General features: G+C 61.3%; 18 protein-coding genes. 2 read left to right on the top strand and 16 right to left on the bottom strand.

Annotation, left to right across the window (positions count from 1 at the left end; translation table 11 throughout):
- Positions 1-22: 22 nt before the first annotated feature.
- The 14 genes from purF to leuC all read right to left on the bottom strand — a co-directional run bounded on the left by purF (position 23) and on the right by leuC (position 16482).
- Complete coding sequence (purF, locus tag LCH64_RS09225) at positions 23-1528, bottom strand: amidophosphoribosyltransferase (RefSeq protein ID WP_003226416.1); 1506 nt, start codon at positions 1526-1528, stop codon at positions 23-25.
- Positions 1529-1569: 41 nt separating this feature from the next.
- Positions 1570-2130, bottom strand: a complete 561-nt coding sequence (locus tag LCH64_RS09220; protein WP_045122548.1) for a CvpA family protein — start codon at positions 2128-2130, stop codon at positions 1570-1572.
- Positions 2131-2228: 98 nt separating this feature from the next.
- Positions 2229-2870 carry an SPOR domain-containing protein gene (locus tag LCH64_RS09215; protein ID WP_226500035.1) on the bottom strand — a complete coding sequence of 214 codons (642 nt, stop codon included), beginning with the start codon at positions 2868-2870 and terminating at the stop codon, positions 2229-2231.
- Entirely contained in the window at positions 2854-4161 is a 1308-nt protein-coding gene (folC, locus tag LCH64_RS09210; protein WP_226500034.1) for a bifunctional tetrahydrofolate synthase/dihydrofolate synthase, read from the bottom strand. Before folC ends, LCH64_RS09215 begins: the two co-directional genes overlap by 17 nt.
- Entirely contained in the window at positions 4158-5078 is a 921-nt protein-coding gene (gene accD, locus LCH64_RS09205; RefSeq protein WP_027611535.1) for an acetyl-CoA carboxylase, carboxyltransferase subunit beta, read from the bottom strand. Before accD ends, folC begins: the two co-directional genes overlap by 4 nt.
- 200 nt (positions 5079-5278) lie before the next feature.
- The gene (locus LCH64_RS09200) at positions 5279-5923 is read right to left on the bottom strand and encodes a phosphoribosylanthranilate isomerase (RefSeq protein WP_226500033.1); all 645 of its coding nucleotides are present in this window, start codon (positions 5921-5923) and stop codon (positions 5279-5281) included.
- A gap of 65 nt (positions 5924-5988) precedes the next feature.
- On the bottom strand, positions 5989-6813 hold the full coding sequence (gene truA / locus LCH64_RS09195; RefSeq protein ID WP_226500279.1) for a tRNA pseudouridine(38-40) synthase TruA: 825 nt from the start codon (positions 6811-6813) through the stop codon (positions 5989-5991).
- A 267-nt stretch (positions 6814-7080) separates the two neighbouring features.
- Complete coding sequence (locus LCH64_RS09190; protein ID WP_226500032.1) at positions 7081-9720, bottom strand: FimV/HubP family polar landmark protein; 2640 nt, start codon at positions 9718-9720, stop codon at positions 7081-7083.
- 209 nt (positions 9721-9929) lie between these two features.
- Positions 9930-10940, bottom strand: coding sequence for an aspartate-semialdehyde dehydrogenase (locus LCH64_RS09185; protein WP_226500031.1), 1011 nt, complete (start codon positions 10938-10940; stop codon positions 9930-9932).
- 247 nt (positions 10941-11187) lie between these two features.
- Complete coding sequence (asd, locus tag LCH64_RS09180; protein WP_003226428.1) at positions 11188-12300, bottom strand: aspartate-semialdehyde dehydrogenase; 1113 nt, start codon at positions 12298-12300, stop codon at positions 11188-11190.
- 66 nt (positions 12301-12366) lie between these two features.
- Positions 12367-13449, bottom strand: coding sequence for a 3-isopropylmalate dehydrogenase (leuB, locus tag LCH64_RS09175; protein WP_226500030.1), 1083 nt, complete (start codon positions 13447-13449; stop codon positions 12367-12369).
- 52 nt (positions 13450-13501) lie between these two features.
- Positions 13502-14269: a class I SAM-dependent methyltransferase gene (locus tag LCH64_RS09170; protein ID WP_226500029.1), complete on the bottom strand. Its 768-nt coding sequence runs from the start codon at positions 14267-14269 to the stop codon at positions 13502-13504.
- A gap of 137 nt (positions 14270-14406) precedes the next feature.
- Entirely contained in the window at positions 14407-15051 is a 645-nt protein-coding gene (gene leuD, locus LCH64_RS09165; protein WP_103484400.1) for a 3-isopropylmalate dehydratase small subunit, read from the bottom strand.
- A 12-nt stretch (positions 15052-15063) separates the two neighbouring features.
- A complete protein-coding gene (leuC, locus tag LCH64_RS09160; protein WP_226500028.1) occupies positions 15064-16482 on the bottom strand; it encodes a 3-isopropylmalate dehydratase large subunit in 1419 nt (472 codons plus the stop codon).
- 141 nt (positions 16483-16623) lie between these two features.
- Between leuC and LCH64_RS09155 the strand changes: the two genes are divergently transcribed.
- The gene (locus LCH64_RS09155) at positions 16624-17514 is read left to right on the top strand and encodes a LysR family transcriptional regulator (protein ID WP_007969232.1); all 891 of its coding nucleotides are present in this window, start codon (positions 16624-16626) and stop codon (positions 17512-17514) included.
- Between the two features lie 68 nt (positions 17515-17582).
- Positions 17583-20861 carry a PAS domain S-box protein gene (locus tag LCH64_RS09150; protein WP_139055556.1) on the top strand — a complete coding sequence of 1093 codons (3279 nt, stop codon included), beginning with the start codon at positions 17583-17585 and terminating at the stop codon, positions 20859-20861.
- A 48-nt stretch (positions 20862-20909) separates the two neighbouring features.
- Here the strand turns inward: LCH64_RS09150 and LCH64_RS09145 are convergent, their stop codons facing one another.
- Both LCH64_RS09145 and LCH64_RS09140 read right to left on the bottom strand, forming a co-directional pair.
- A complete protein-coding gene (locus LCH64_RS09145; protein ID WP_007969230.1) occupies positions 20910-21353 on the bottom strand; it encodes an Hsp20 family protein in 444 nt (147 codons plus the stop codon).
- Between the two features lie 121 nt (positions 21354-21474).
- On the bottom strand, positions 21475-22434 hold the full coding sequence (locus tag LCH64_RS09140; protein WP_003226441.1) for a tRNA-dihydrouridine synthase: 960 nt from the start codon (positions 22432-22434) through the stop codon (positions 21475-21477).
- Between the last annotated feature and the right edge of the window lie 81 nt (positions 22435-22515).

Raw genomic sequence — 22515 nt, 5'->3', positions numbered from 1 at the left:
GCCCCTCAGGGCCGGTAGAAACTCAGTTGTTGTACAGATCGATGATCGCACTGACCGCCTGGGTCTTGACCTTGGAGGCATCGTTGCGTGCCTGCTCGATCTTGTCCAGGTAAGCCTCGTCGACGTCGCCGGTGACGTACTTGCCGTCGAACACTGCGCAATCGAAGTTTTCGATCTTGATCTTGCCGCCACCGACCGCTTCGATCAAGTCAGGCAGGTCCTGATAGATCAGCCAGTCAGCGCCGATCAGATCCGCCACATCCTGAGTCGAACGATTGTGCGCGATCAGTTCGTGAGCGCTCGGCATGTCGATGCCGTAAACGTTCGGGAAGCGTACGGCCGGAGCCGCCGAGCAGAAGTAGACGTTTTTCGCGCCGGCTTCGCGAGCCATCTGGATGATCTGCTTGCAGGTGGTGCCGCGCACGATCGAGTCGTCGACCAGCATCACGTTCTTGCCGCGGAATTCCAGCTCGATCGCGTTGAGCTTCTGGCGAACCGACTTCTTGCGCGCCGCCTGACCCGGCATGATGAAGGTCCGGCCGATGTAACGGTTCTTGACGAAGCCTTCGCGGAATTTCACGCCCAGGTGGTTCGCCAGTTCCAGCGCGGCGGTGCGGCTGGTGTCCGGGATCGGGATGACCACGTCGATGTCGTGCTCTGGACGCTCGCGCAGGATCTTCTCGGCGAGTTTCTCGCCCATGCGCAGACGCGCCTTGTACACCGACACACCGTCGATGATCGAATCCGGACGCGCCAGATAGACGTGTTCGAAGATGCACGGGGTCAGGGACGGGTTGGTCGCGCACTGACGAGTGTGCAGCTTGCCGTCTTCAGTGATGTAGACCGCTTCGCCCGGGGCCAGGTCGCGAATCAGAGTGAAACCGAGCACGTCCAGCGAAACGCTTTCGGAAGCGATCATGTACTCGACGCCTTCGTCGGTGTGACGCTGGCCGAACACGATCGGACGAATGCCGTGCGGGTCACGGAAACCGACGATGCCGTAACCGGTGATCATCGCCACCACCGCGTAACCGCCGACGCAACGGTTGTGCACGTCGGTCACGGCGGCAAATACATCTTCTTCGGTCGGCTGCAGCTTGCCGCGCTGGGCCAGCTCGTGAGCGAACACGTTCAACAATACTTCCGAGTCGGAACTGGTATTGACGTGACGCAGGTCGGATTCGTAGATTTCCTTGGCCAACTGTTCAACGTTGGTCAGGTTGCCGTTGTGCGCCAGGGTGATGCCGTAAGGCGAGTTGACGTAAAACGGCTGCGCTTCGGCCGAGGTCGAGCTGCCGGCAGTCGGGTAACGGACGTGACCGATACCCATGTGGCCGACCAGGCGCTGCATGTGACGCTGCTGAAACACGTCACGCACCAGGCCATTGTCCTTGCGCAGGAATAACCGGCCATCATGGCTGGTCACGATACCGGCAGCGTCCTGGCCGCGGTGCTGGAGCACGGTTAGCGCGTCATACAGCGCCTGATTGACGTTCGACTTACCGACGATACCGACGATGCCACACATGCGACGCAACCCCTACTTAATGGATCTGAACTGAACAACACTCACTGAGGCGTTTTGGCCGACGGCAAGAGTTGCTCCTTGAACGGAATATCAGCGGGTACGCTGATTCCGCTGGCAAGCCACTGACTGCTCCACCCGAGAATCAGGTTTTTGGACCAATCGGCGACCAATAGAAACTTTGGCACGAGCTGTGACTCTTTCCACCACCCGTCCTGCTGTACCGGCCCCAGGCTCAACAGCCCGACTGCCACGACCACCAGCAACACGCCACGCGCCGCGCCGAAGGCCATGCCCAGGAATCGGTCGGTGCCGGACAACCCGGTCACGCGAACCAACTCGCCGATAAGATAATTGATCATTGCGCCCACGATCAGTGTGGCGACAAACATGATGGCACAGCCCGCGATCACGCGAGCCGATGGGGTTTCGATGTATCCGGCGAGGTACTCGGACAGTGAGCCACCGAACATCCAGGCAACAGCTCCTGCGATGATCCAGGTCACCAGCGATAATGCTTCCTTGACGAAGCCGCGGCTCAAACTGATCAAAGCGGAGATGGCGATGATTGCAACAATCGCCCAGTCAACCATGGTAAATGGCACAGTGCAGCCTACAGACGGATAAGGCGGCGCATTTTAGCAGAGCGCACCGCTGTCGGTAAGCTGCGATTGTCAGTGCATTTCAATCCGGACGATAGTTTTTAGCCACGCTCAGGCTGGAAGCGCACGACAAAACCCTTGAGGTTCTGCTGACGGCCCAATAGATCACGCAGACGATCGGCTTCGGCGCGCTCGATCAGCGGGCCGACGAACACCCGATTCTTGCCATCGGCGGAACGGATGTAGGCGTTGTAGCCTTGGCTGCGCAGGGTTTTCTGCAGGCTTTCGGCGCTGGCGCGACTCGACAGACTGGCCAGTTGCACCGACCAGCTGACCGACAGACCGTTGGCGTCGACGCGGCTTTGTGTGGTGTCAGGCTTGGCCGGAGCGGCAGCAATCGGTTGAGCCGGCGCCGGAGCAGGCTTGGCGACTGGCGCAGGCGCAACCGGTTTGGCTACCGGAGCTGGTGCTGGGGCAATCGGCATCGACGGCGCCGATTGCTCGGCCACCTCATCATCACTCGGGACCGGTTCCTGCGGCAGTGCTTGCGGCTCGGGCACGGCTACCGGCTCAAGCTGCACTTGCGGCACGGCAGGCGCTTGCGGCGCAGCCGGTGCATCGACCGTGACCTGGCGCTGCTCGTCCTGACGGGAAAACAGCATCGGCAGGAAAATCACCGCCAGCGCCACCAGCACCAGGGCACCAACCATGCGCTGCTTGTACGCTTTATCCAGCAAAGCCATTTGCCGCTTCCTCCGTGGAGCGCCGGGCCAGCCATTCAAGGGCCTCGGCGACACAATAAAATGATCCGAACAACAGAATCTCGTCGTCGCTGGTTGCGATCTCGCACTGCCCTTCCAGCGCAGCCGCGACACTGTCATAGGACGTGACGGACGCGCCAAGGTTCTGCAACGCCGCGTGTAATTCACTGACCGGACGCGCACGCGGCGAATCCAGCGGCGCTACCGCCCAGTGCTGGACACTAGCATTCAATTCGCCGACAACACCATCCAGATCCTTGTCCGCCAACAGGCCAAAGACCGCCAGACGCTTGCCCACCGGTGGCCGGCTGGCCAGACGTCGCGCCAGATACTCCGCCGCGTGCGGGTTATGGCCCACGTCCAGCAGCAGGTTCAGGCGCTTGCCGTTGAACTCGAACGAGCGGCGATCCAGCCGGCCGACCACGCGAGTGGCCTGCAAGGCAGCAACAATTTGCGACGCATTCCACGGCAAACCGAGCAGCAGATACGCCTGCAATGCCAGCGCTGCGTTTTCCATGGGCAGATCAAGCAGCGGCAAATCATGCAATTCGACCGCCTGACCCTGTGCGTCAGTGCCGCGCCATTGCCAGTTGTGATCGGTGATTCCCAGATCGAAGTCGCGCCCGCGCAGAGAGAACGGGCACGCCAGCTCGCGAACCTTGTCGAGCAGAGGTTGCGGAGGATTCAGGTCGCCGCACAGCGCAGGTTTGCCCTGGCGGAAAATCCCGGCCTTCTCGAAGGCCACGGATTCGCGGGTATTGCCCAGGTATTCGGCATGATCGACGCCAATGCTGGTGACCAGCGCGATATCGGCGTCCACCACATTGACCGTGTCCAGACGCCCGCCCAGCCCGACTTCCAGCACCACAGCGTCAAGTTTTGCCTGCTGAAACAGCCAGAACGCCGCCAGGGTGCCCATTTCGAAGTAAGTGAGGGAAGTGTCGCCACGCCCGGCCTCGACCGCAGCGAAAGCTTCGCACAGCTGTGCGTCAGTGACTTCGAAGCCGTTAAGCTGCACCCGCTCGTTGTAACGCAGCAGGTGCGGAGAATTGTAGACACCCACGTTCAGGCCCTGCGCCCGCAGCAACGAAGCCACGAAAGCGCAGGTCGAACCCTTGCCGTTGGTGCCGGTAACCGTAATCACCCGAGGCGCCGGCTGGCCCAGCCCCATGCGGGACGCTACCTGTTGCGAACGCTCCAGCCCCATGTCGATGGCCGATGGATGCAACTGCTCAAGGTAGGCGAGCCACTCGCCAAGGGTACGCTCGGTCATACGTTGGCAGGCACCGGTGGAACGACGATTGGCTCGACAGGAGCGGCGACGTAGGTCGGAGTCGGCTGGCCGGTCAGTTGCGCCAGCAGATTGCCCAGACGTGGACGCAGTTCACGACGATCAATGATCAGGTCGATCGCGCCATGCTCCAGCAGGAACTCGCTGCGCTGGAAGCCTTCCGGCAGCTTTTCACGCACGGTCTGCTCGATCACACGCGGACCGGCGAAGCCGATCAGGGCTTTCGGCTCACCGACGATCACGTCGCCGAGCATTGCCAGACTGGCGGAAACGCCGCCGTAGACCGGGTCGGTCAGCACCGAGATGAACGGAATGCCTTCTTCACGCAGACGTGCCAGGACGGCCGAAGTCTTGGCCATCTGCATCAGCGAGATCAGCGCTTCCTGCATGCGCGCACCACCGGAGGCGGCGAAGCAGATCATCGGGCAACGGTTTTCCAGGGCGTAGTTGGCGGCGCGCACGAAGCGTTCACCGACGATGGCGCCCATGGAACCGCCCATGAAGCTGAATTCGAACGCCGACACCACCACCGGCATACCCAACAGGGTGCCACTGACGGAGATCAGCGCGTCTTTTTCGCCGGTCTGCTTTTGGGCTGCGACCAGACGGTCCTTGTACTTCTTGCCGTCGCGGAATTTCAGACGGTCAACCGGCTCCAGGTCTGCACCCAGCTCGTTGCGGCCTTCGGCATCCAGGAAGATGTCGATGCGCGCCCGTGCGCCGATGCGCATGTGGTGGTTGCACTTGGGGCAAACGTCCAGGGTCTTTTCCAGCTCAGGGCGATACAGCACAGCCTCGCAGGACGGGCATTTGTGCCACAGACCTTCAGGCACCGAGCTCTTCTTGACCTCCGAACGCATGATCGAAGGGATCAGTTTGTCTACCAACCAGTTGCTCATGCTTTTTTTCTCCAGTACCGGCGGCCCGAACGCTCTGGTTCGCAGCCCCGCGTATGCCCTTCAGCTAAATTCATGTGTGTGGCGATGATTGATGGAACGCCGCGGTCAGCGCGAAACATGACCTGCGTGCAACTCCAGAAACCCTCAGCCTCGCCTGCTTTGTGCAAGTGCATTGATGGACGGCGGCAGACTGCCAGCCGTCACATCGAAGTAGACGCTCCCTGCGAGCTTCTACGTACGGCATTGATGAACGCGCGGATCTTCGCATGATCCTTGATGCCTTTGCTCGCTTCTACCCCGCCGCTGACGTCGACCGCGTAAGGTTTGACCCGGGCCACGGCGTCGGCGACGTTATCCGGGGTGAGGCCACCGGCCAGGATCAGCGGCTTGCTCAACGTTTGCGGAATCAATGACCAGTCGAATGCCTCGCCGGTTCCGCCGGGCACGCCTTCGACGTAAGTGTCGAGCAGCACGCCACTGGCGCTCGGATAAGCATCGACGGCAGCCGCGATGTCGTCGCCAGCCTTGACCCGCAGCGCCTTGATGTAGGGACGATGCCAGCCTTCACAGTCGGCAACGACTTCGTCGCCATGGAACTGCAACAGATCCAGCGGCACGGCATCGAGGATTTCCCCCAACTCGCAGCGGCTGGCATTGACGAACAGGCCAACGGTGGTCACGAACGGCGGCAACGCCTGAATGATCGCCCTTGCCTGCTGCACGCTTACCGCCCGCGGGCTCTTGGCGTAAAACACGAAACCGATCGCATCGGCTCCCGCCTCGACCGCTGCCAACGCATCTTCTATGCGGGTAATCCCGCAAATCTTGCTGCGAACGGCTGACATGTCGATAAAAACCTCAAGGCAAAAACCGGGAAAGCCCCGGATGGTAACAAAAGCGTTCGGGGGCGTCAGCCGTCAAGGCCCGAGAAACCCGTAAGGAAATGTGGCCCGATGAAACGCTCGGGCAACGGGAACTCGTCGTGGTACTCGACTTGCACCAGATACAGACCGAACGGATGCGCCGTCACGCCCCCGGAACGGCGCTCGCGACTCTCCAGGACTTCCTTCATCCACTCGACCGGACGCTCGCCGGCACCGATGGTCATCAGCACACCGGCAATGTTGCGCACCATGTGGTGCAAAAAGGCGTTGGCGCGAATATCGAGAACGATCATCTTGCCGTGGCGAGTCACGCGCAGGTGGTGCATTTTCTTGATCGGCGATTTCGCTTGGCACTGCCCTGCACGGAACGCACTGAAATCATGAGTACCGATCAGATACTGCGCCGCCTCGGCCATGCGCTTGACGTCGAGCGGGCGATGGTTCCAGGTGATTTCTTCATTGAGATGGGCCGGACGAATCTGATCGTTGTAGATCACATAGCGATAACGCCGCGCGATGGCTTTGAACCGCGCATGAAAATGCGCCGGCATCACCCGCGCCCAGCTGACGCTGATGTCGTGGGGCAGATTGATGTTGGCGCCCATCACCCAGGCTTTCAGCGAACGATCGACTTGCGTATCGAAATGCACCACTTGTCCGCAGGCATGCACGCCCGCGTCGGTACGCCCGGCGCACTGCAGTGAAACCGGCGAGTTGGCGACTTTCGACAAGGCTTTCTCGAGCTCTTCCTGCACCGTGGCCACGCCGGTCAACTGGCGCTGCCAGCCGCTGTAGCGCGAACCTTTGTATTCAACGCCAAGCGCGACGCGGTAAAAGCCGTCGGGTGCCATTTCGGCGACCGGGTTATCTATGTTTGCCAAGGTGGGACAGCCTGCTGATGTGCAAAGGCGGGCATTATAAGGCTGTGGACCGGGGATGCCAGTCAGTTCTGTGTTGACGGATCCGGCCTCTTCGCGAGCAAGCCCGCTCCCACAGGAGGAATGTATTCCAAATGTGAGAGCGGGCTTGCTCGCGAAGGCGGTCGATCAGGCACCACCGAAATCCAGCCCAAACAAAAACGGCAGCCTCGATGGGCTGCCGTTTTGTTTACCGCCGAATCACGCCAGGTGCGAAAGCATTTCCTTGGCTTCGCCACGCTGCTTTTCGTCACCCTCGGTCAACACTTCGTTGAGGATGTCGCGCGCGCCGTCGCTGTCGCCCATGTCGATGTAGGCCTGAGCCAGATCGAGCTTGGTCGCGGCTTCGTCGGTGCCGGCGAGGAAGTCGAAATCGTCTTCCCCCAGATCACCACCCAATGCCGCATCGGCTTCGGTGAAGGTCGGCTCGGCAATGCTCTGCGACAGGCGGTCCAGCTCGGCATTGACGTCATTCAGCTCGGCGGCGAATGCGTCCGGCTCGGCCGGATTGGTATCCATCTCGTCGGCCAGCGACAGATCGAAATCGGCCGGCAGTTCCAGATCGTCCTGCGGCACTTCGCTGACGACCGCAGGCTCGACCGGCGACAGGTCTTTCACGCCTTCGTCCAGATCCAGCAGGAAGTCATCGTCCGCCAGGTCCGCCGCCGGGGCTGGCGCAGGCTCGGCACCCAGATCCAGATCGAGGTCGAAGTCCGACAGGTCGTCGAGGTTCTCTTTTATCTCGGTCTGCTGTTGCAGCACCGATTCGAAGCTCAGATCGTCGTCTGCCGGGAATTCGTCCAGCTCTACCGGCGCTTCAGGCGCGACGACAGGGGCAGGCTCAACCGGGGTGATGTTGTCGAGGTCGTCCAGGCTCAGGTCGAACGCGCTATCCAGATCGTCTGCCGCAGGAGCAGGCTCAGGTGCAGGCGCCTCTGGCTCGTCGAGCAGCAGATCCTTGACGTATTGCGCGTCGAGTTCGGCGGCGACCGCCGCTGCGGCCAGACCCGCGACAGCGACAACTGCCATGGCCGGGAAGCGTTTTTTCAGCTCTTCGACCTTGGCGAAGTTATCGCCGTTGGCCACCAGCTGACGCTCCTGAGCGACGAACGCATCGCGGTCGCCCTGCTGACCGTAGACTTCCATCAGCTTCAGACGCAGATCACTGCGCTGCGGCTCGAGGCTAACGCCCTCTTCGAGCAGCGCGGCGGCCTGATTCAGGCGACCGGCGTTGATGTGCGACTGAGCCTTGTCCAGCACGTCATCGGAACGCTCGGCGGCCGGCGCGACCAATGGCGCGGCAATCGGCTCAGCCATTACCACCGGAGCCACTACCGGAGCAGGTGCTGGCGCAGCTGCCGCGGTGTTGAGCTTGACGCTGGCAGCGGGCACTTCAAGGCCTTCGAAGCTGCTTTCCGGCAGATCCTGCTCGGCAGAGAACTCTTGCTCTTCCGCCAGGGCGCGGGCCATGCGCAGGTGTTTCTCGGCTTCCTGCTGGGCTTTGCGGCGACGAGCCAGCAGCAACAGCAGAAGCAGCAGCACCACCGCACCGCCACCGATCAGACCCAGCAGGATCGGATTGGTCAGCAGTTCGTTGAAGGTTTTATCCTCATCGACAACCGGCTTCGGCGCGACCGCCGGCGTTTCGGCAGGCGTATCGACCGGTGGCGCGATCGCCGACTCTGGCGTTGGCGCCGCTTCTGCCGGGGTGGCTGGCGGGGTCGCGGCCAGTTCGGCGGTGATCGCCGGTACGGCAGCGGTGGCGGCTGGCGCGGCGCCCGGGCCTTCGGCCTGCATCTTCGCCAGTTGATTGTTCTTCAGCTCGATCAGGCGCTGCAGCTTGTCCAGCTGGCTTTGCAGATCGGCCATGCGGCTTTTCAGTTCCTCGTTGTCACGACGGGTCGTGTCGAGGCTTTCCTGAGTCACCGCCAGTTTGTTGCTCAAGGCCTTGGCATCGCCGGCCGGGCCTTTGCCACGCCCTTTGGCGTTTTCGGCAGAGACCAGACTCAGGTTGTCCTTGGCATTCTGCCCGGTGCCGACATTGCTGCGACCACGCTTGGTGGCGTCGAGCTGCTGCTGACCGGTACCCGGCTTGGCCACATAGCGACGACCCTGACGCCAGGCTTCGTTCTGCGCCGCCACTTCGGCAATCGCCTTGGACTGCGGCAGTGCGGCACTCTGCGTTGCATCCGGCAGACGCAGCACTTGGCCGGTTTTCAGCCGGTTGATGTTGCCGTCGATGAACGCATCCGGGTTCAGCGCCTGAATCGCCAGCATGGTCTGCTGCACCGAACCGCCGGTACGCGCCTTCGCGGCGATTTCCCACAGGGTGTCGCGCGGCGTGGTGGTGTATTGCGTCGGGTGCGTGGCACCAGTGGTCGGCGCAGTGATGGTCTGCGACGGCGCCGGTTGCGCGGCGGCGCCAGCGGTCTGCGGCGAGAACTTCGACGGATCCAGCAGCACGCTGTAATCGCGCAGCAGACGGCCGTTCGGCCACATCACCTGCACGAGGAATCTCACCATCGGTTCCGACAGCGGCTTGCTCGAAGTCACGCGCAGCACGCTCTTGCCGCTGGCGTTGAGCACCGGGGTGAACGTCAGGTCGTTGAGAAAGGCCTGGCGATCAACGCCGGCCTTGGCGAAATCTTCTGGCGAGGCCAGGCTTGGCACCACTTCGGCAGCGGTGAGATCCTTGACGTCGAGCAGCTCGATCTCGGCCACCAGCGGCTGGTTCAGGGTCGACTTCAGGGTCAGCTCCCCGAGCCCGAGGGCATGCGCCATACCGGAGGACAGCGCCGAGGCGGCCGCTATTGCTAACACCAGTTTGCGAACTTGAACCATAGCCTCATCCTTTGTTTGAACGTTCCTCGGCCAGCGAGAAGATGTTGATTGCCGCTGCCGTAAGGCATTGCGCGCGACGACGACAGACTGCCGCGCGCGATCATTTCTTTGATGCCCCGGAAAGTCCCGGAGGGTGACACGTTATCAAGTGCTCCGGGCAAGCATAGCGCTCACCTAGAATCAGTCGACAAATTGTTGCCAAGTATCTTTTACAGCAGGTCTTTTATCAACAATTCAGCGACCTGCACAGCATTCAGGGCTGCCCCCTTGCGTACGTTATCTGACGTCAGCCACAGATTAAGTTCCGCCGGGTCATCGACGCCGCTGCGCACCCGACCGACATAGACCACATCCTGCCCCACCGCGTCACCCACCGCGGTCGGATAATCGCCGGCTTCAACCAGCTCGATGCCGGGCGCGTCCTCAAGTGCAGCGTTGACCTTTGCCAGGTCGACCGCGCTCGCTGACTGCAAGGTCACGCTATAGCTATCGCCAAAAAACACCGGGGCTTGAACGCAAGTGGCGGAAATCTTTAATAAAGGCTGCTTCAGCACCTGACGCAACTCGCGCACCAGACGTTTTTCCAGCAGCGTGTGGCCTTGAGCGTCGGGGGTGCCGACCTGGGCCAGCAGGTTGAAGGCCATCTGACGGTCGAAGAACGTTGGCTCCAGCGGACGCATGTTCAGCAGCTCGGCAGTCTGCCGGGCCAGCTCGGTCACGGCTTCGCGACCCTGGGTGGACACGGCCAGATTGGCGGTGACATTGACGTATTGCAGCTCGATCAGATCGAGCAGCGGCGCCAGCACCACGGCCAGCGCAGTGGCCGAAGGGCTTGGGCTGCTGACCTGGAACGGCGCTTTCAGACCGGCGAGCACCTCAGCGTTGGCTTCCGGTACCACTTGCGGCGCCTGCTCGGCCGGCAACGCGCCGGACAGGTCGATCAGCGAGCAACCGGCCGCGTGGGCACGCGCCGCGTAACTCAGGGAAACGGCAGCGCCAGCGGCGAAGAACACCAGTTTGACCTTGCTGAAATCGAACTCGTCGACTTCGCGCACGCGCACGTTCTTGTTGCGAAACAGCACCGAACTGCCGGCGGATTCGCTGCTGGCCAGCAAGTGCAGGTTGCCGACCGGGAAGTCGCGCTCTTCGAGAATCTGAACGAGGGTTTCGCCGACAGTACCGGTGGCGCCGACGACGGCAATATCAAGGGTCTGGGTCATGGTTCTACCTCTGGCGAAACGGGGGGAGCGGCACTTTACCGGGTGAGTGAGATGCAGGCAATTTCTGCGGGACTTGCAGTGTCTGTTCTGACCTCTTCGCGAGCAAGCCCGCTCCCACAGGGGGAACGCATTTCAAGGGTGGGAGCGGGCTTGCTCGCGAAGGCGCCAGACCTGACACCGGAAAACCTCAGACATAAAAAAACCCGCACCTCTCACAAGGCGCGGGTTCTTTCACGACTTCAAGCGATCAACGCTCCAGCAGGATCCGCAGCATGCGGCGCAGCGGTTCGGCCGCGCCCCACAGCAGTTGGTCGCCGACGGTGAAGGCACCGACGAATTGCGAACCCATGTTCAGCTTGCGCAGACGACCCACCGGTACGTTCAGGGTGCCGGTGACCTTGGTCGGGCTCAGCTCCTGCATGCTGATGTCGCGGTTGTTCGGCACCAGTTTGACCCAAGGGTTGTGCTGGCTGATCAGCCCTTCGATGTCGGCGATCGGCACGTCTTTGTTCAGCTTGATGGTCAGCGCCTGGCTGTGGCAACGCATGGCGCCGATGCGCACGCAGATGCCGTCGACCGGGATCGGGCTCTTGAAGCGGCCGAGGATCTTGTTGGTCTCGGCCTGGGCCTTCCACTCTTCGCGGCTCTGGCCGTTCGGCAGTTCCTTGTCGATCCACGGAATCAGGCTGCCGGCCAGCGGTACGCCGAAGTTTTCGGTCGGGTACGCGTCGCTGCGCATGGCTTCGGCCACGCGACGGTCGATGTCGAGGATCGCGCTGGCCGGATCGGCCAGTTGATCGGCGACAGCGGCGTGAGTCGCCCCCATCTGCTTGATCAGTTCACGCATGTTCTGCGCGCCGGCACCAGAGGCCGCCTGATAAGTCATGGCGCTCATCCACTCGACCAGACCGGCCTCGAACAGACCGCCCAGGCCCATCAGCATCAGGCTGACGGTGCAATTGCCACCGATGTAGTTCTTGGTGCCCGCGTCCAGTTGCTGGTCGATGACCTTGCGGTTGACCGGGTCGAGAATGATCACCGCGTCATCGTTCATGCGCAGGCTGGACGCCGCGTCGATCCAGTAACCCTGCCAGCCGGCTTCGCGCAGCTTGGGGAACACTTCGCTGGTGTAGTCGCCGCCCTGGCAGGTCAGGATCACGTCGAGGGTTTTCAGCTCTTCAATGCTGTAAGCGTCCTTGAGCGGAGCAATGTCCTTGCCCACGGACGGGCCTTGGCCACCGACATTGGAAGTGGTGAAAAACACCGGCTCGATAAGATCGAAATCCTGCTCTTCCAGCATCCGCTGCATGAGCACGGAACCGACCATGCCGCGCCAACCGATCAGACCTACACGTTTCATCGCAACTACACCTTCTTGAAAAGTGGGCCGCTGCTTTGTATTGAATTTCGCAGCGGGCCCGAGAGATTACAGATTCCGCAGCGCGGCGACTACTGCGTCACCCATTTCCTGCGTTCCGACTTTAGTGCAACCGGCCGAATAGATGTCGCCGGTGCGCAAGCCTTGATCCAGCACCACGCTGACGGCTTTCTCGATGGCATCGGCCGCGTCGTGCAGATTGAAGCTGTAACGCAGCATCATCGACACCGACAAAATCGTTGCCAGCGGGTTGGCAATGCCTTTGCCGGCGATGTCCGGCGCCGAACCGTGGCACGGCTCGTACATGCCCTTGTTGTTCGAATCCAGCGAGGCCGAGGGCAGCATGCCGATCGATCCGGTAAGCATCGAGGCTTCGTCGGAGAGGATGTCGCCAAACATGTTGTCGGTGACGATCACGTCGAACTGCTTCGGTGCACGCACCAGTTGCATGGCGGCGTTGTCGACGTACATGTGGCTCAGCTCGACGTCCGGGTAATCCTTGGCGACCTGCTCGACCACTTCACGCCACAGTTGGCTGGATGCCAGCACGTTGGCCTTGTCCACCGAGCACAGCTTCTTGCCACGGACCATGGCCATGTCGAAACCGACGCGGGCGATGCGGCGGATTTCGCTCTCGCTGTACGGCAGGGTGTCGTAGGACTGACGCTCGCCGTTTTCCAGGGTACGGGTGCCGCGTGGCGCGCCAAAGTAGATGCCGCCGGTCAGCTCACGGACGATCAGGATGTCCAGACCGGCAACGATTTCCGGCTTCAGGCTCGAAGCGTCGGCCAGTTGCGGGTAGAGGATCGCCGGACGCAGGTTGCCGAACAGGCCCAGTTGCGCACGGATTTTCAGCAGACCACGCTCAGGGCGGATGTCACGCTCGATGGTGTCCCATTTCGGGCCGCCCACTGCGCCCAGCAGGACGGCGTCGGCAGCACGGGCACGGTCGAGGGTTTCGTCGGCCAGTGGCACGCCGTGCTTGTCGATGGCCGCGCCACCGATCACGTCATGGCTCAGCTCGAAGCCCAGGCTGTACTTGTCGTTGGCCAGCTCCAGCACCTTGACCGCTTCGGCCATGATTTCCGGACCAATACCGTCACCTGGGAGAATCAGAATCTGCTTGCTCATGCTTTCCTCATGTCATCAGTCGGAGCGCCCGCAGGCGCGCCCGGAAAAATTCTTAGCGCTCGGCCCACAGTACCAATACATCTGTACTGAACGAGCCATCGGCATCAATCTCAAAATATTCGCGCACTTCGTTGCCCATCGATTGCTGCAACTGGCGGATCGCCGCGCGCATCACTTCGGGTGTGCGCATGCGCTCGACCCAACTGCTGTATTCCAGACGCAGGCGCTGACGACTGGTGCTGCGGGTATGCAGCCCGGCCTCGCTGACCTGCCGCAGCCACTCGCCGGCGGAATAATCGCGCACGTGGCTGGTGTCGCGCAGCACTTCGACGCTTTGCAGGTAAGTGTCGAACAACGGACTGCCCGGTGACAACACGTCGATGAACGCTGCCACCCCACCCGGCTTCAGCACCCGGCGCACTTCACGCAGGGCCACCCCGAGGTCGCTCCAATGGTGCGCCGAATAACGGCTGAACACGTAATCGAATTCGCCATCGGCAAACGGCAGGCGCTCGGCGGCGCCGTTGACCGTGGAGATATTGGCAAAACCGCGATCAACGGCTGCGGCGGCGACCACGTCGAGCATTTGCTGCGACAGGTCGTAGGCCACCACTTCTTTCACCAGCGGCGCCACATGAAAACTCACATGACCGGCACCGCACCCCAGATCCAGCACCCGAGCCTGGCCCTGCCCTGCCAGTTCAGCCTGTAGCAGCGCGAATTCAGTGCCCTGAGCGTGAACGGCGCTGCTCAGGTAAGCGGCGGCCTGTTCACCGAATTGCTTTTGTACAACCTGACTGTGCTGGGCGGTGCTGGTCATAGTCATTTCCTGGCATTTGTGTTGTTTGAGCTGCCGCCTTCGCGAGCAAGCCCGCTCCCACATTTGAAATGCATTCCCCTGTGGGAGCGGGCTTGCTCGCGAAGAGGTCAGCCCTGACTACATCAATCTCGAATCAATCATGCGTCGCGAAACAACCACGGCTGGCTCACACGATGCTTGGCTTCAAACGCCGCAATCGCATCGCCGTCCTGCAAGGTCAGTCCGATATCGTCCAGACCATTGAGCAGGCAATGCTTGCGGAACGCGTCGATCTCGAAGCTCAAGACTTTGCCATCCGGACGGGTCACGGTCTGCGCCTGCAGATCGATCTGCAACTGGTAGCCCGGATTAGCCTCGACCTGCTTGAACAGTTCATCGACTTCAGCGTCGCTCAAGATGATCGGCAGCAAGCCGTTCTTGAAGCTGTTGTTGAAGAAGATGTCGGCGTAGCTCGGCGCGATGATGCTGCGGAAACCGTATTCTTCCAGCGCCCACGGGGCGTGTTCACGGCTGGAGCCGCACCCGAAGTTCTCACGGGCGAGCAACACACTGGCGCCTTGATAGCGCTCGGCGTTGAGCACGAAGTCCTTGTTCAGCGGGCGCTTGGAGTTGTCCTGATACGGCTGGCCGACATCCAGGTAGCGCCACTCGTCGAACAGGTTCGGGCCGAAACCGGTGCGCTTGATCGATTTCAGAAACTGCTTGGGAATGATCTGGTCAGTGTCGACGTTGGCACGATCCAGAGGCGCGACAAGACCAGTGTGCTGGGTAAAAGCTTTCATGCTGCGCTCCTTTTAGATCAATTCACGAACGTCGATGAAACGACCGTTCACCGCCGCCGCAGCGGCCATGGCCGGGCTCACGAGGTGGGTACGGCCACCGGCGCCCTGACGGCCTTCGAAGTTACGGTTGGAGGTCGAGGCGCAATGCTCGCCGGACTCCAAACGGTCCGGGTTCATCGCCAGGCACATCGAGCAACCCGGCTCGCGCCATTCGAAACCGGCTTCGAGGAAGATCTTGTCCAGACCTTCGGCTTCCGCCTGCGCCTTCACCAGACCCGAGCCCGGTACGACGATTGCCTGCTTGATCGTCGAAGCGACTTTGCGACCCTTGGCGATCACGGCCGCAGCGCGCAGGTCTTCAATACGCGAGTTGGTGCAGGAACCGATGAACACGCGATCCAGCTGAATGTCGGTGATCGCCTGATTGGCAGTCAAACCCATGTATTTCAAGGCGCGCACGATCGAATCGCGCTTGACCAGATCCATCTCTTTCGTCGGGTCCGGCACGTTCTGATCAACGGCCAGGACCATTTCCGGGGAGGTGCCCCAGCTGACTTGCGGTTTGATCTGCGCAGCGTCGAGTTCAACCACGGTGTCGAACTTGGCGTCGGCATCGGAGACCAGGTCTTTCCAGGCTTCAACCGCCTGATCCCACTGCGCGCCTTTCGGTGCGAACGGACGGCCCTTGACGTACTCGACAGTCTTTTCGTCCGCAGCCACCAGACCCACACGGGCGCCGGCTTCGATGGACATATTGCAAATGGTCATGCGGCCTTCGACGGACAGATCGCGAATCGCGCTGCCGGCGAACTCGATGGCATGGCCGTTACCGCCGGCGGTGCCGATCTTGCCGATCACCGCGAGAACGATGTCCTTGGCGGTGACGCCGAACGGCAATTGGCCTTCGACACGCACCAGCATGTTCTTCATTTTCTTCGCGACCAGGCACTGGGTGGCGAGCACGTGCTCGACCTCGGAAGTGCCGATCCCGTGCGCCAAGGCACCGAAAGCGCCGTGGGTCGAGGTGTGCGAGTCGCCGCAGACCACGGTCATGCCCGGCAAGGTTGCGCCCTGCTCCGGGCTGATCACGTGGACGATGCCCTGACGGATGTCGTTCATCTTGAACTCGACAATGCCGTACTCATCACAGTTGTCATCGAGGGTCTGAACCTGCAAACGCGAGACCTGGTCGGCAATCGCTTCAATGCCGCCCTTGCGCTCTGGCGTGGTCGGTACGTTGTGGTCCGGGGTCGCGATGTTGGCATCGATGCGCCAAGGCTTGCGCCCGGCCAGACGCAGGCCTTCGAAGGCTTGCGGCGAGGTCACTTCGTGGATGATGTGACGATCGATGTAGATCAGCGCCGAGCCATCGTCGCGCTGTTTGACCAAATGCGAATCCCAGAGCTTGTCGTAGAGCGTTTTGCCGGCCATCAGACGGTTCCTCATCAGCTTGTTTCTATGCCTTGGGCTTATCAATAACCCTTTGGCTTGTGAGGCCGATCCTATGGCGTTACATTAAATAACTCAAATTCATATTTTTTATGCTTTGGATAACCAACTGGAATACGAACCATGGATCTGGCCAACCTCAATGCTTTTATCGCTATCGCCGAGACCGGCAGCTTCTCCGGCGCCGGGGAACGCCTGCATCTGACGCAGCCGGCGATCAGCAAACGCATCGCCGGACTGGAGCAACAACTGAAGGTGCGGTTGTTCGATCGACTGGGTCGTGAAGTCGGTCTGACCGAGGCCGGCCGCGCCCTGCTGCCCCGGGCGTACCAGATTCTCAACGTGCTGGACGACACCCGCCGTGCCCTGACCAACCTGACTGGCGAAGTCAGCGGCCGGCTGACCCTGGCCACCAGTCACCACATCGGCCTGCACCGTTTGCCGCCGCTATTGAGGGAATTCACCCGCCGCTACCCACAAGTGGCGCTGGATATTCAGTTCCTCGATTCGGAAGTGGCCTACGAGGAAATTCTCCATGGCCGCGCTGAACTGGCAGTCATCACCCTGGCGCCAGAGCCGCACACGCTGGTCAAAGCCACGCCGGTGTGGGACGACCCGCTGGATTTTGTGGTGGCGCCGGAGCATTCGCTGATCAGCAACGGCGCGGTGAGTCTGGCGGATATTGCCGGTCATCCGGCGGTTTTTCCCGGAGGCAACACCTTTACTCATCATATTGTCCAACGTTTGTTCGAAGCCCAAGGGCTGACGCCGAACATCGCCATGAGCACCAACTACCTGGAAACCATCAAGATGATGGTCTCCATCGGTCTGGCCTGGAGTGTTCTGCCACGCACCATGCTTGATGAACAGGTCGCGCGCATACCTTTGCCGGGCATACAGCTCAGTCGCCAGCTAGGCTATATCGTGCACACCGAACGGACGCTGTCGAATGCAGCAAGGGCCTTCATGGCTTTGCTGGATGCGCAAATCGATCTGCCAGGGACTCCGGGCTAACTTGTGCTACTCCTACAGAGCCGCTGTCCCTGTGCCTAACGCCACCATCAGCTCAAGGCCCGTTAACAATGCCCAAATCAGTTGACCGAATTCCGCCGATGCCGCGTATTCAGGCCATTGATCCGCGACGTTCCGAGCAGAGCTGGGAGAGTGCGCCGCAATTGCTCGCCGCACTCAACGGTGCCCGGCTCGGTGCCTGGTATTGGGACATCGAGCGCGGGCAGATCAGTTGGTCACGGGGCACCCAGGCGCTGTTCGGCTTCGATCCACGGCAACCGCTGCCGCAGGATCTGGAATACCTCGACCTGTTGCCGCCCGAGGATCGTGCGAAAACCGTCAGGGCATTCCACGCGGTGATCGCCGGAGCACCGCTGGAACAGGCGATGCACCACCGTATCCGCTGGCCCGACGGCAGTCTGCACTGGCTGGAAATCAGCGGCAGTCTGCTACCGGACAAACAGGGGCGTCCTCGAATGATCGGGGTGATTCGCGAAATCACCCACCAGCGCCAACGCGAGCAGGCCCTGAGCAGCTCGGAGAAACGTTTCGCCACACTCTTTCACCTGTGCCCGAACATGGTGCTGCTGACGCGCCAGGAAGATGGCCTGATCACCGAGGCCAACCAATATTTCGAAAGCCTGTTCGGTTGGCCGGTACAGAGCGCCATTGGCCGCACCACCCTGGAGCTGGGCTTGTGGGTGCACCCGGAGCAACGCGCAGAACTGGTGAAAAGGACCAAGGCCAAGGGCGAACTGATCAGCATGGAAGTGCAGTTCCGCGCCAGCAACGGGCAGATTCATGACGGCATCCTCAGCGCACAGAAGGTCGAACTTGAAGGCCAGCCGTATCTGCTCAGCACGTTTCTCGACACCACCGAACGCAAAGCCGCCGAACACGCCTTGAAAGACAGCCAGGAACGCCTCGATCTGGCGCTGGACTCGGCGCAACTCGGCACCTGGGACTGGCACATCCCCAGCGGCATGCTCTATGGCTCGGCACGGGCCGCGCAGCTGCACGGGCTGGAGCCGATCCCGTTTCACGAGTCGTTCGAAGAGTTCTTTGAAGGCGTGCCCGGCGAAGAACGCGACAGCATGCGCGACGCCTACCGCAGCCTGCGCGAAGGCCCGGCGGGCAATTATCAGCTGACCTACCGCGTGCAATTGCCGGATGGCAGCTCACGCTATCTGGAAAGCCGCGCCCGCCTCTATCGCGACGAGAACGGCGCGCCGCTGCGCATGGCCGGGACCTTGCTGGACATCACCGATCAGGTCGAGCGCGAGCAACGTCTGGTGGCCTCGGAAGAGAAATTCGCCACGTTGTTCCAGGTCAGCCCCGATCCGATCTGCGTCACCCGCCAGGACAGCGGCGAGTTCATCGAAATCAATAACAGCTTCACCCAGACCTTCGGCTGGAGCGCCGCCGACGTGATCGGCCGCACCGCCGAAGACATCGGCCTGTGGGACGCCTCGGCGAAAAGCCTGCAACGCATCGAGCGGGTGATCCGCGAACAGGGCCTGAGCAATGTCGCGATCATCGTCCAGCACAAGGACGGCCAGTCGCTGACCTGCGTGATTTCCAGCCGACAGATCAGCGTTGGCAATCAGCCGTGCATCGTCACCACTTTGCGCGACATCACCCAGCAGCAGCGCTCCGAAGCCGCACTCAAGGCCAGCGAAGAGAAATTCGCCAAGGCGTTTCACTCCAGCCCCGATGCGATCACCATCACCGAGCGCGACACCGGGCGTTATCTTGAGGTCAACGACGGTTTCTGCCGCCTCACCGGCTATCGCGCGGAAGAAGTGGTGGGCAAAACGGTGTACCAGATCGGCATCTGGGCCGAAGAGAAGCAACGCTCGGCGCTGTTTGCCGAACTGCAGATCAAAGGCCGCGTGCATCATCAGGAAATGCTCGGGCGCAACAAGCGCGGCGAACTGCTGACCGTGGAAGTGTCGATCGAACCGATCACCCTCAACGAAACCGCATGCCTGCTGCTGACCGCCCGGGACGTCAGCCTGCTGAAAAATGCTGAAGCGCAGATCCGTCACCTGGCCTATCACGACCCGCTGACCAATCTGCCCAACCGCGCCCTGCTGATGGATCGCCTGAGCCAGCAGATCGCCCTGCTCAAGCGCCACAATCTGCGCGGCGCGCTGCTCTTCCTCGATCTTGACCACTTCAAGCACATCAACGACTCGCTCGGCCACCCGGTCGGCGACACGGTGCTGAAAATCGTCACTGCGCGGCTTGAAGCCAGCGTGCGCATGGAAGACACGGTTGCACGTCTCGGCGGCGATGAATTCGTGGTGCTGCTCAGCGGTCTGGAAGGCACGCGCAACGAGGTCAGCGCACAAGTGCGGGAACTGGCCGACACCATTCGCGAACTGCTGTCGGAGCCGATGTTCCTCGACGGCCAGCGCCTGCAAGTGACGCCGAGTATCGGCGTGGCACTGATTCCCGATCACGGCTCGACCCCGACCGATCTGCTCAAGCGCGCAGACATTGCCCTGTACCGGGCCAAGGACTCCGGGCGCAACACCACGCAGATGTACCACAACACCATGCAGAAGGCGGCCAGCGAACGGCTGCGCATGGAGACCGATCTGCGTCTGGCGCTGTCCCGTGGCGAATTCAACGTGCACTACCAGCCGCAGGTCGATGCGCGGGACAACCGCATCATTGGCGCCGAAGCCCTGGTGCGCTGGAATCACCCGGAACTCGGCGCGCAATCGCCCACCGAATTCATCAAGGTGCTGGAAGACAGCGGTCTGATTCTGGAAGTCGGCACCTGGATCCTCGACGAGGCCTGCGAGGCGTTCAAACAGCTGATTGCCTTGAAACTGGTCGATCCGCTCAACTTCAGCCTGTGCGTGAACATCAGCCCACGCCAGTTCCGCCAGAACGATTTTGTCGAACGCATCGAACACAGCATGAGCAGCCACGGCCTGCCCTGCTCGCTGCTGAAACTGGAGATCACCGAAGGCATCGTCATCCAGAACCTGGAAGACACCATCAGCAAAATGCGCCGCCTGAAAAAACTCGGCGTGAGCTTCGCCATGGACGATTTCGGCACCGGCTATTCATCGCTGACCTACCTCAAACGCCTGCCGGTGGACACCCTGAAAATCGACCAGTCATTCATCCGCGACGCAACCACCGACCCCAACGACGCCGAGATCATCCGCGCCATCGTCGCCATGGCCCGCAGCCTGGAACTGGAGGTGATTGCCGAAGGCGTGGAGACACCGGAACAACTGGCGTTCCTGCAAGGGCTGGGCTGCCATTTGTATCAGGGCTATCTGCACAGTCGGCCGGTGGCGCTGGAGGCGTTGAAAAAAATGCTCGAATGACGAGCACAAAAAAAGGGCGCCAGTGGCGCCCTTCTTTTTTGCTCGGCCTTATTGCAGAACCGGCTTCTGCGCTCCGTTGATCGGGATGCGCTTGGCTTTCGCTTCTTCCGGGATCACACGCAACAGGTCGATGCTCAGCAGACCGTTGCTCAGATCGGCGGCCTTGATCTCGATGTGATCGGCCAGGCGGAAGGACAGCTTGAAAGCACGCTGGGCAATGCCTTGATGCAGGAAGGTCACGCCTTCGTTGGCATCACGCTTGCCGCCACTGATGGTCAGCACACCCTTCTCGACTTGCAGCTCCAAGTCTTCTTCCTGGAAACCGGCTGCCGCTACGACGATGCGGTATTGATCGTCACCGTGTTTTTCCACGTTGTAGGGTGGGTAGGTGCTGCCTGGCTCGTTGCGCAGCGCGGTTTCGAACAGATCGTTGAAACGGTCGAAACCAACCGAGGAACGGAACAGTGGTGCCAGGGAAAATGCAGTACTCATGGTTCAAATCTCCTGAAAACAATCAGCAAGGTTTTTTGACTCCGCGACCCGAATTCGGCATCGCGTAACCCTTAGATAGGGACCGCCAAAATGATTTCAAGAGATTATTTGAAGATTTTTTTCAGGCCGCTTCGGCGACCGGCAAGCCCAGTAAACGCGAGACTTGATCCGGTTCTGTCTCACGGCGCAGCACGGTAAACAGCTCGGTGGCCTCGGGATAATTGCGCGTCAGCATCGCCAGCCATTGCTTCAAGCGACCTGGCGATTGGCGTGCAGTCATCTGCGCCTTGGCTTGCAGCCAGAAGTCCTGAATCAGCGGCAGCAGCTCGGCCCAGCTCATCTCGACCACTTCTTCACCGGCGCGCGCGGCAGCGATCTGCCGGGCCAGATCCGGGCGCGATACCAGACCGCGTCCGAGCATGATGTCTTCGACGCCGCTGATCTCGCGGCAGCGGCGCCAGTCCTCGACGCTCCAGATATCACCGTTGGCGAACACCGGCACCTTGACCACGTCCTGCACCCGCGGAATCCACTCCCAATGCGCCGGCGGCTTGTAGCCATCGACCTTGGTCCGGGCGTGAACCACGATGTGCTCGGCGCCGCCCTCGGCCAGCGCAGTGGCGCAGACCAGCGAACCGTCCGGGCTGTCGAAGCCCAAGCGCATCTTCGCGGTGACCGGGATATGTGCCGGCACGGCGCGACGCACGTGTTCGACGATGCTGTTGAGCAGTTCCGGCTCCTTGAGCAGCACTGCCCCGCCCCGGGATTTGTTGACGGTCTTGGCCGGGCAGCCGAAGTTCAGGTCGATGACTTCCGAGCCGAGCTCGCAGGCCAGCGCCGCGTTTTCCGCCAGGCACACCGGATCGGAGCCCAACAATTGCACACGCAGCGGCACGCCGGAACGGGTACGGGCGCCGTTGAGCAGCTCCGGGCCGAACTTGTGGAAGTAGGCCGGGGTAAGCAACTGATCGTTGATCCGAATGAATTCGGTCACGCACCAGTCGATGCCGCCAACGCGGGTCAGCACGTCGCGCAGGATGTCGTCGACCAGCCCCTCCATGGGCGCCAGGGCAATTTGCATGGGGAAAACACTACTCAGGAAGAAAAAACGTGCGGCAGTTTACTGGATATCGCGCAAATCCGCAGAACAACACTCTTTCCT

The sequence above is a fragment of the Pseudomonas sp. MWU16-30322 genome (assembly GCF_020515535.1).
Lineage (GTDB): Bacteria > Pseudomonadota > Gammaproteobacteria > Pseudomonadales > Pseudomonadaceae > Aquipseudomonas > Aquipseudomonas fluorescens_H.
Note: the sequence above shows the minus strand (reverse complement) of the source record. Positions and strands in the feature narration are given on the sequence as shown.

Excerpts from the sequence above, each read along its gene's own strand:
- folC (WP_226500034.1), bottom strand. The coding sequence starts at position 4,161 with ATGACCGAGCGTACCCTTGGCGAGTGGCTCGCCTACCTTGAGCAGTTG.
- leuD (WP_103484400.1), bottom strand. The coding sequence starts at position 15,051 with ATGAAAGCTTTTACCCAGCACACTGGTCTTGTCGCGCCTCTGGATCGT.
- accD (WP_027611535.1), bottom strand. The coding sequence starts at position 5,078 with ATGAGCAACTGGTTGGTAGACAAACTGATCCCTTCGATCATGCGTTCG.
- LCH64_RS09185 (WP_226500031.1), bottom strand. The coding sequence starts at position 10,940 with ATGACCCAGACCCTTGATATTGCCGTCGTCGGCGCCACCGGTACTGTC.
- leuC (WP_226500028.1), bottom strand. The coding sequence starts at position 16,482 with ATGGCCGGCAAAACGCTCTACGACAAGCTCTGGGATTCGCATTTGGTC.
- LCH64_RS09150 (WP_139055556.1), top strand. The coding sequence starts at position 17,583 with ATGCCCAAATCAGTTGACCGAATTCCGCCGATGCCGCGTATTCAGGCC.
- LCH64_RS09190 (WP_226500032.1), bottom strand. The coding sequence starts at position 9,720 with ATGGTTCAAGTTCGCAAACTGGTGTTAGCAATAGCGGCCGCCTCGGCG.
- asd (WP_003226428.1), bottom strand. The coding sequence starts at position 12,300 with ATGAAACGTGTAGGTCTGATCGGTTGGCGCGGCATGGTCGGTTCCGTG.
- LCH64_RS09170 (WP_226500029.1), bottom strand. The coding sequence starts at position 14,269 with ATGACCAGCACCGCCCAGCACAGTCAGGTTGTACAAAAGCAATTCGGT.
- LCH64_RS09215 (WP_226500035.1), bottom strand. The coding sequence starts at position 2,870 with ATGGCTTTGCTGGATAAAGCGTACAAGCAGCGCATGGTTGGTGCCCTG.
- LCH64_RS09155 (WP_007969232.1), top strand. The coding sequence starts at position 16,624 with ATGGATCTGGCCAACCTCAATGCTTTTATCGCTATCGCCGAGACCGGC.
- LCH64_RS09145 (WP_007969230.1), bottom strand. The coding sequence starts at position 21,353 with ATGAGTACTGCATTTTCCCTGGCACCACTGTTCCGTTCCTCGGTTGGT.
- LCH64_RS09200 (WP_226500033.1), bottom strand. The coding sequence starts at position 5,923 with ATGTCAGCCGTTCGCAGCAAGATTTGCGGGATTACCCGCATAGAAGAT.
- leuB (WP_226500030.1), bottom strand. The coding sequence starts at position 13,449 with ATGAGCAAGCAGATTCTGATTCTCCCAGGTGACGGTATTGGTCCGGAA.
- truA (WP_226500279.1), bottom strand. The coding sequence starts at position 6,813 with ATGGCACCCGACGGCTTTTACCGCGTCGCGCTTGGCGTTGAATACAAA.
- LCH64_RS09140 (WP_003226441.1), bottom strand. The coding sequence starts at position 22,434 with ATGCAAATTGCCCTGGCGCCCATGGAGGGGCTGGTCGACGACATCCTG.
- purF (WP_003226416.1), bottom strand. The coding sequence starts at position 1,528 with ATGTGTGGCATCGTCGGTATCGTCGGTAAGTCGAACGTCAATCAGGCG.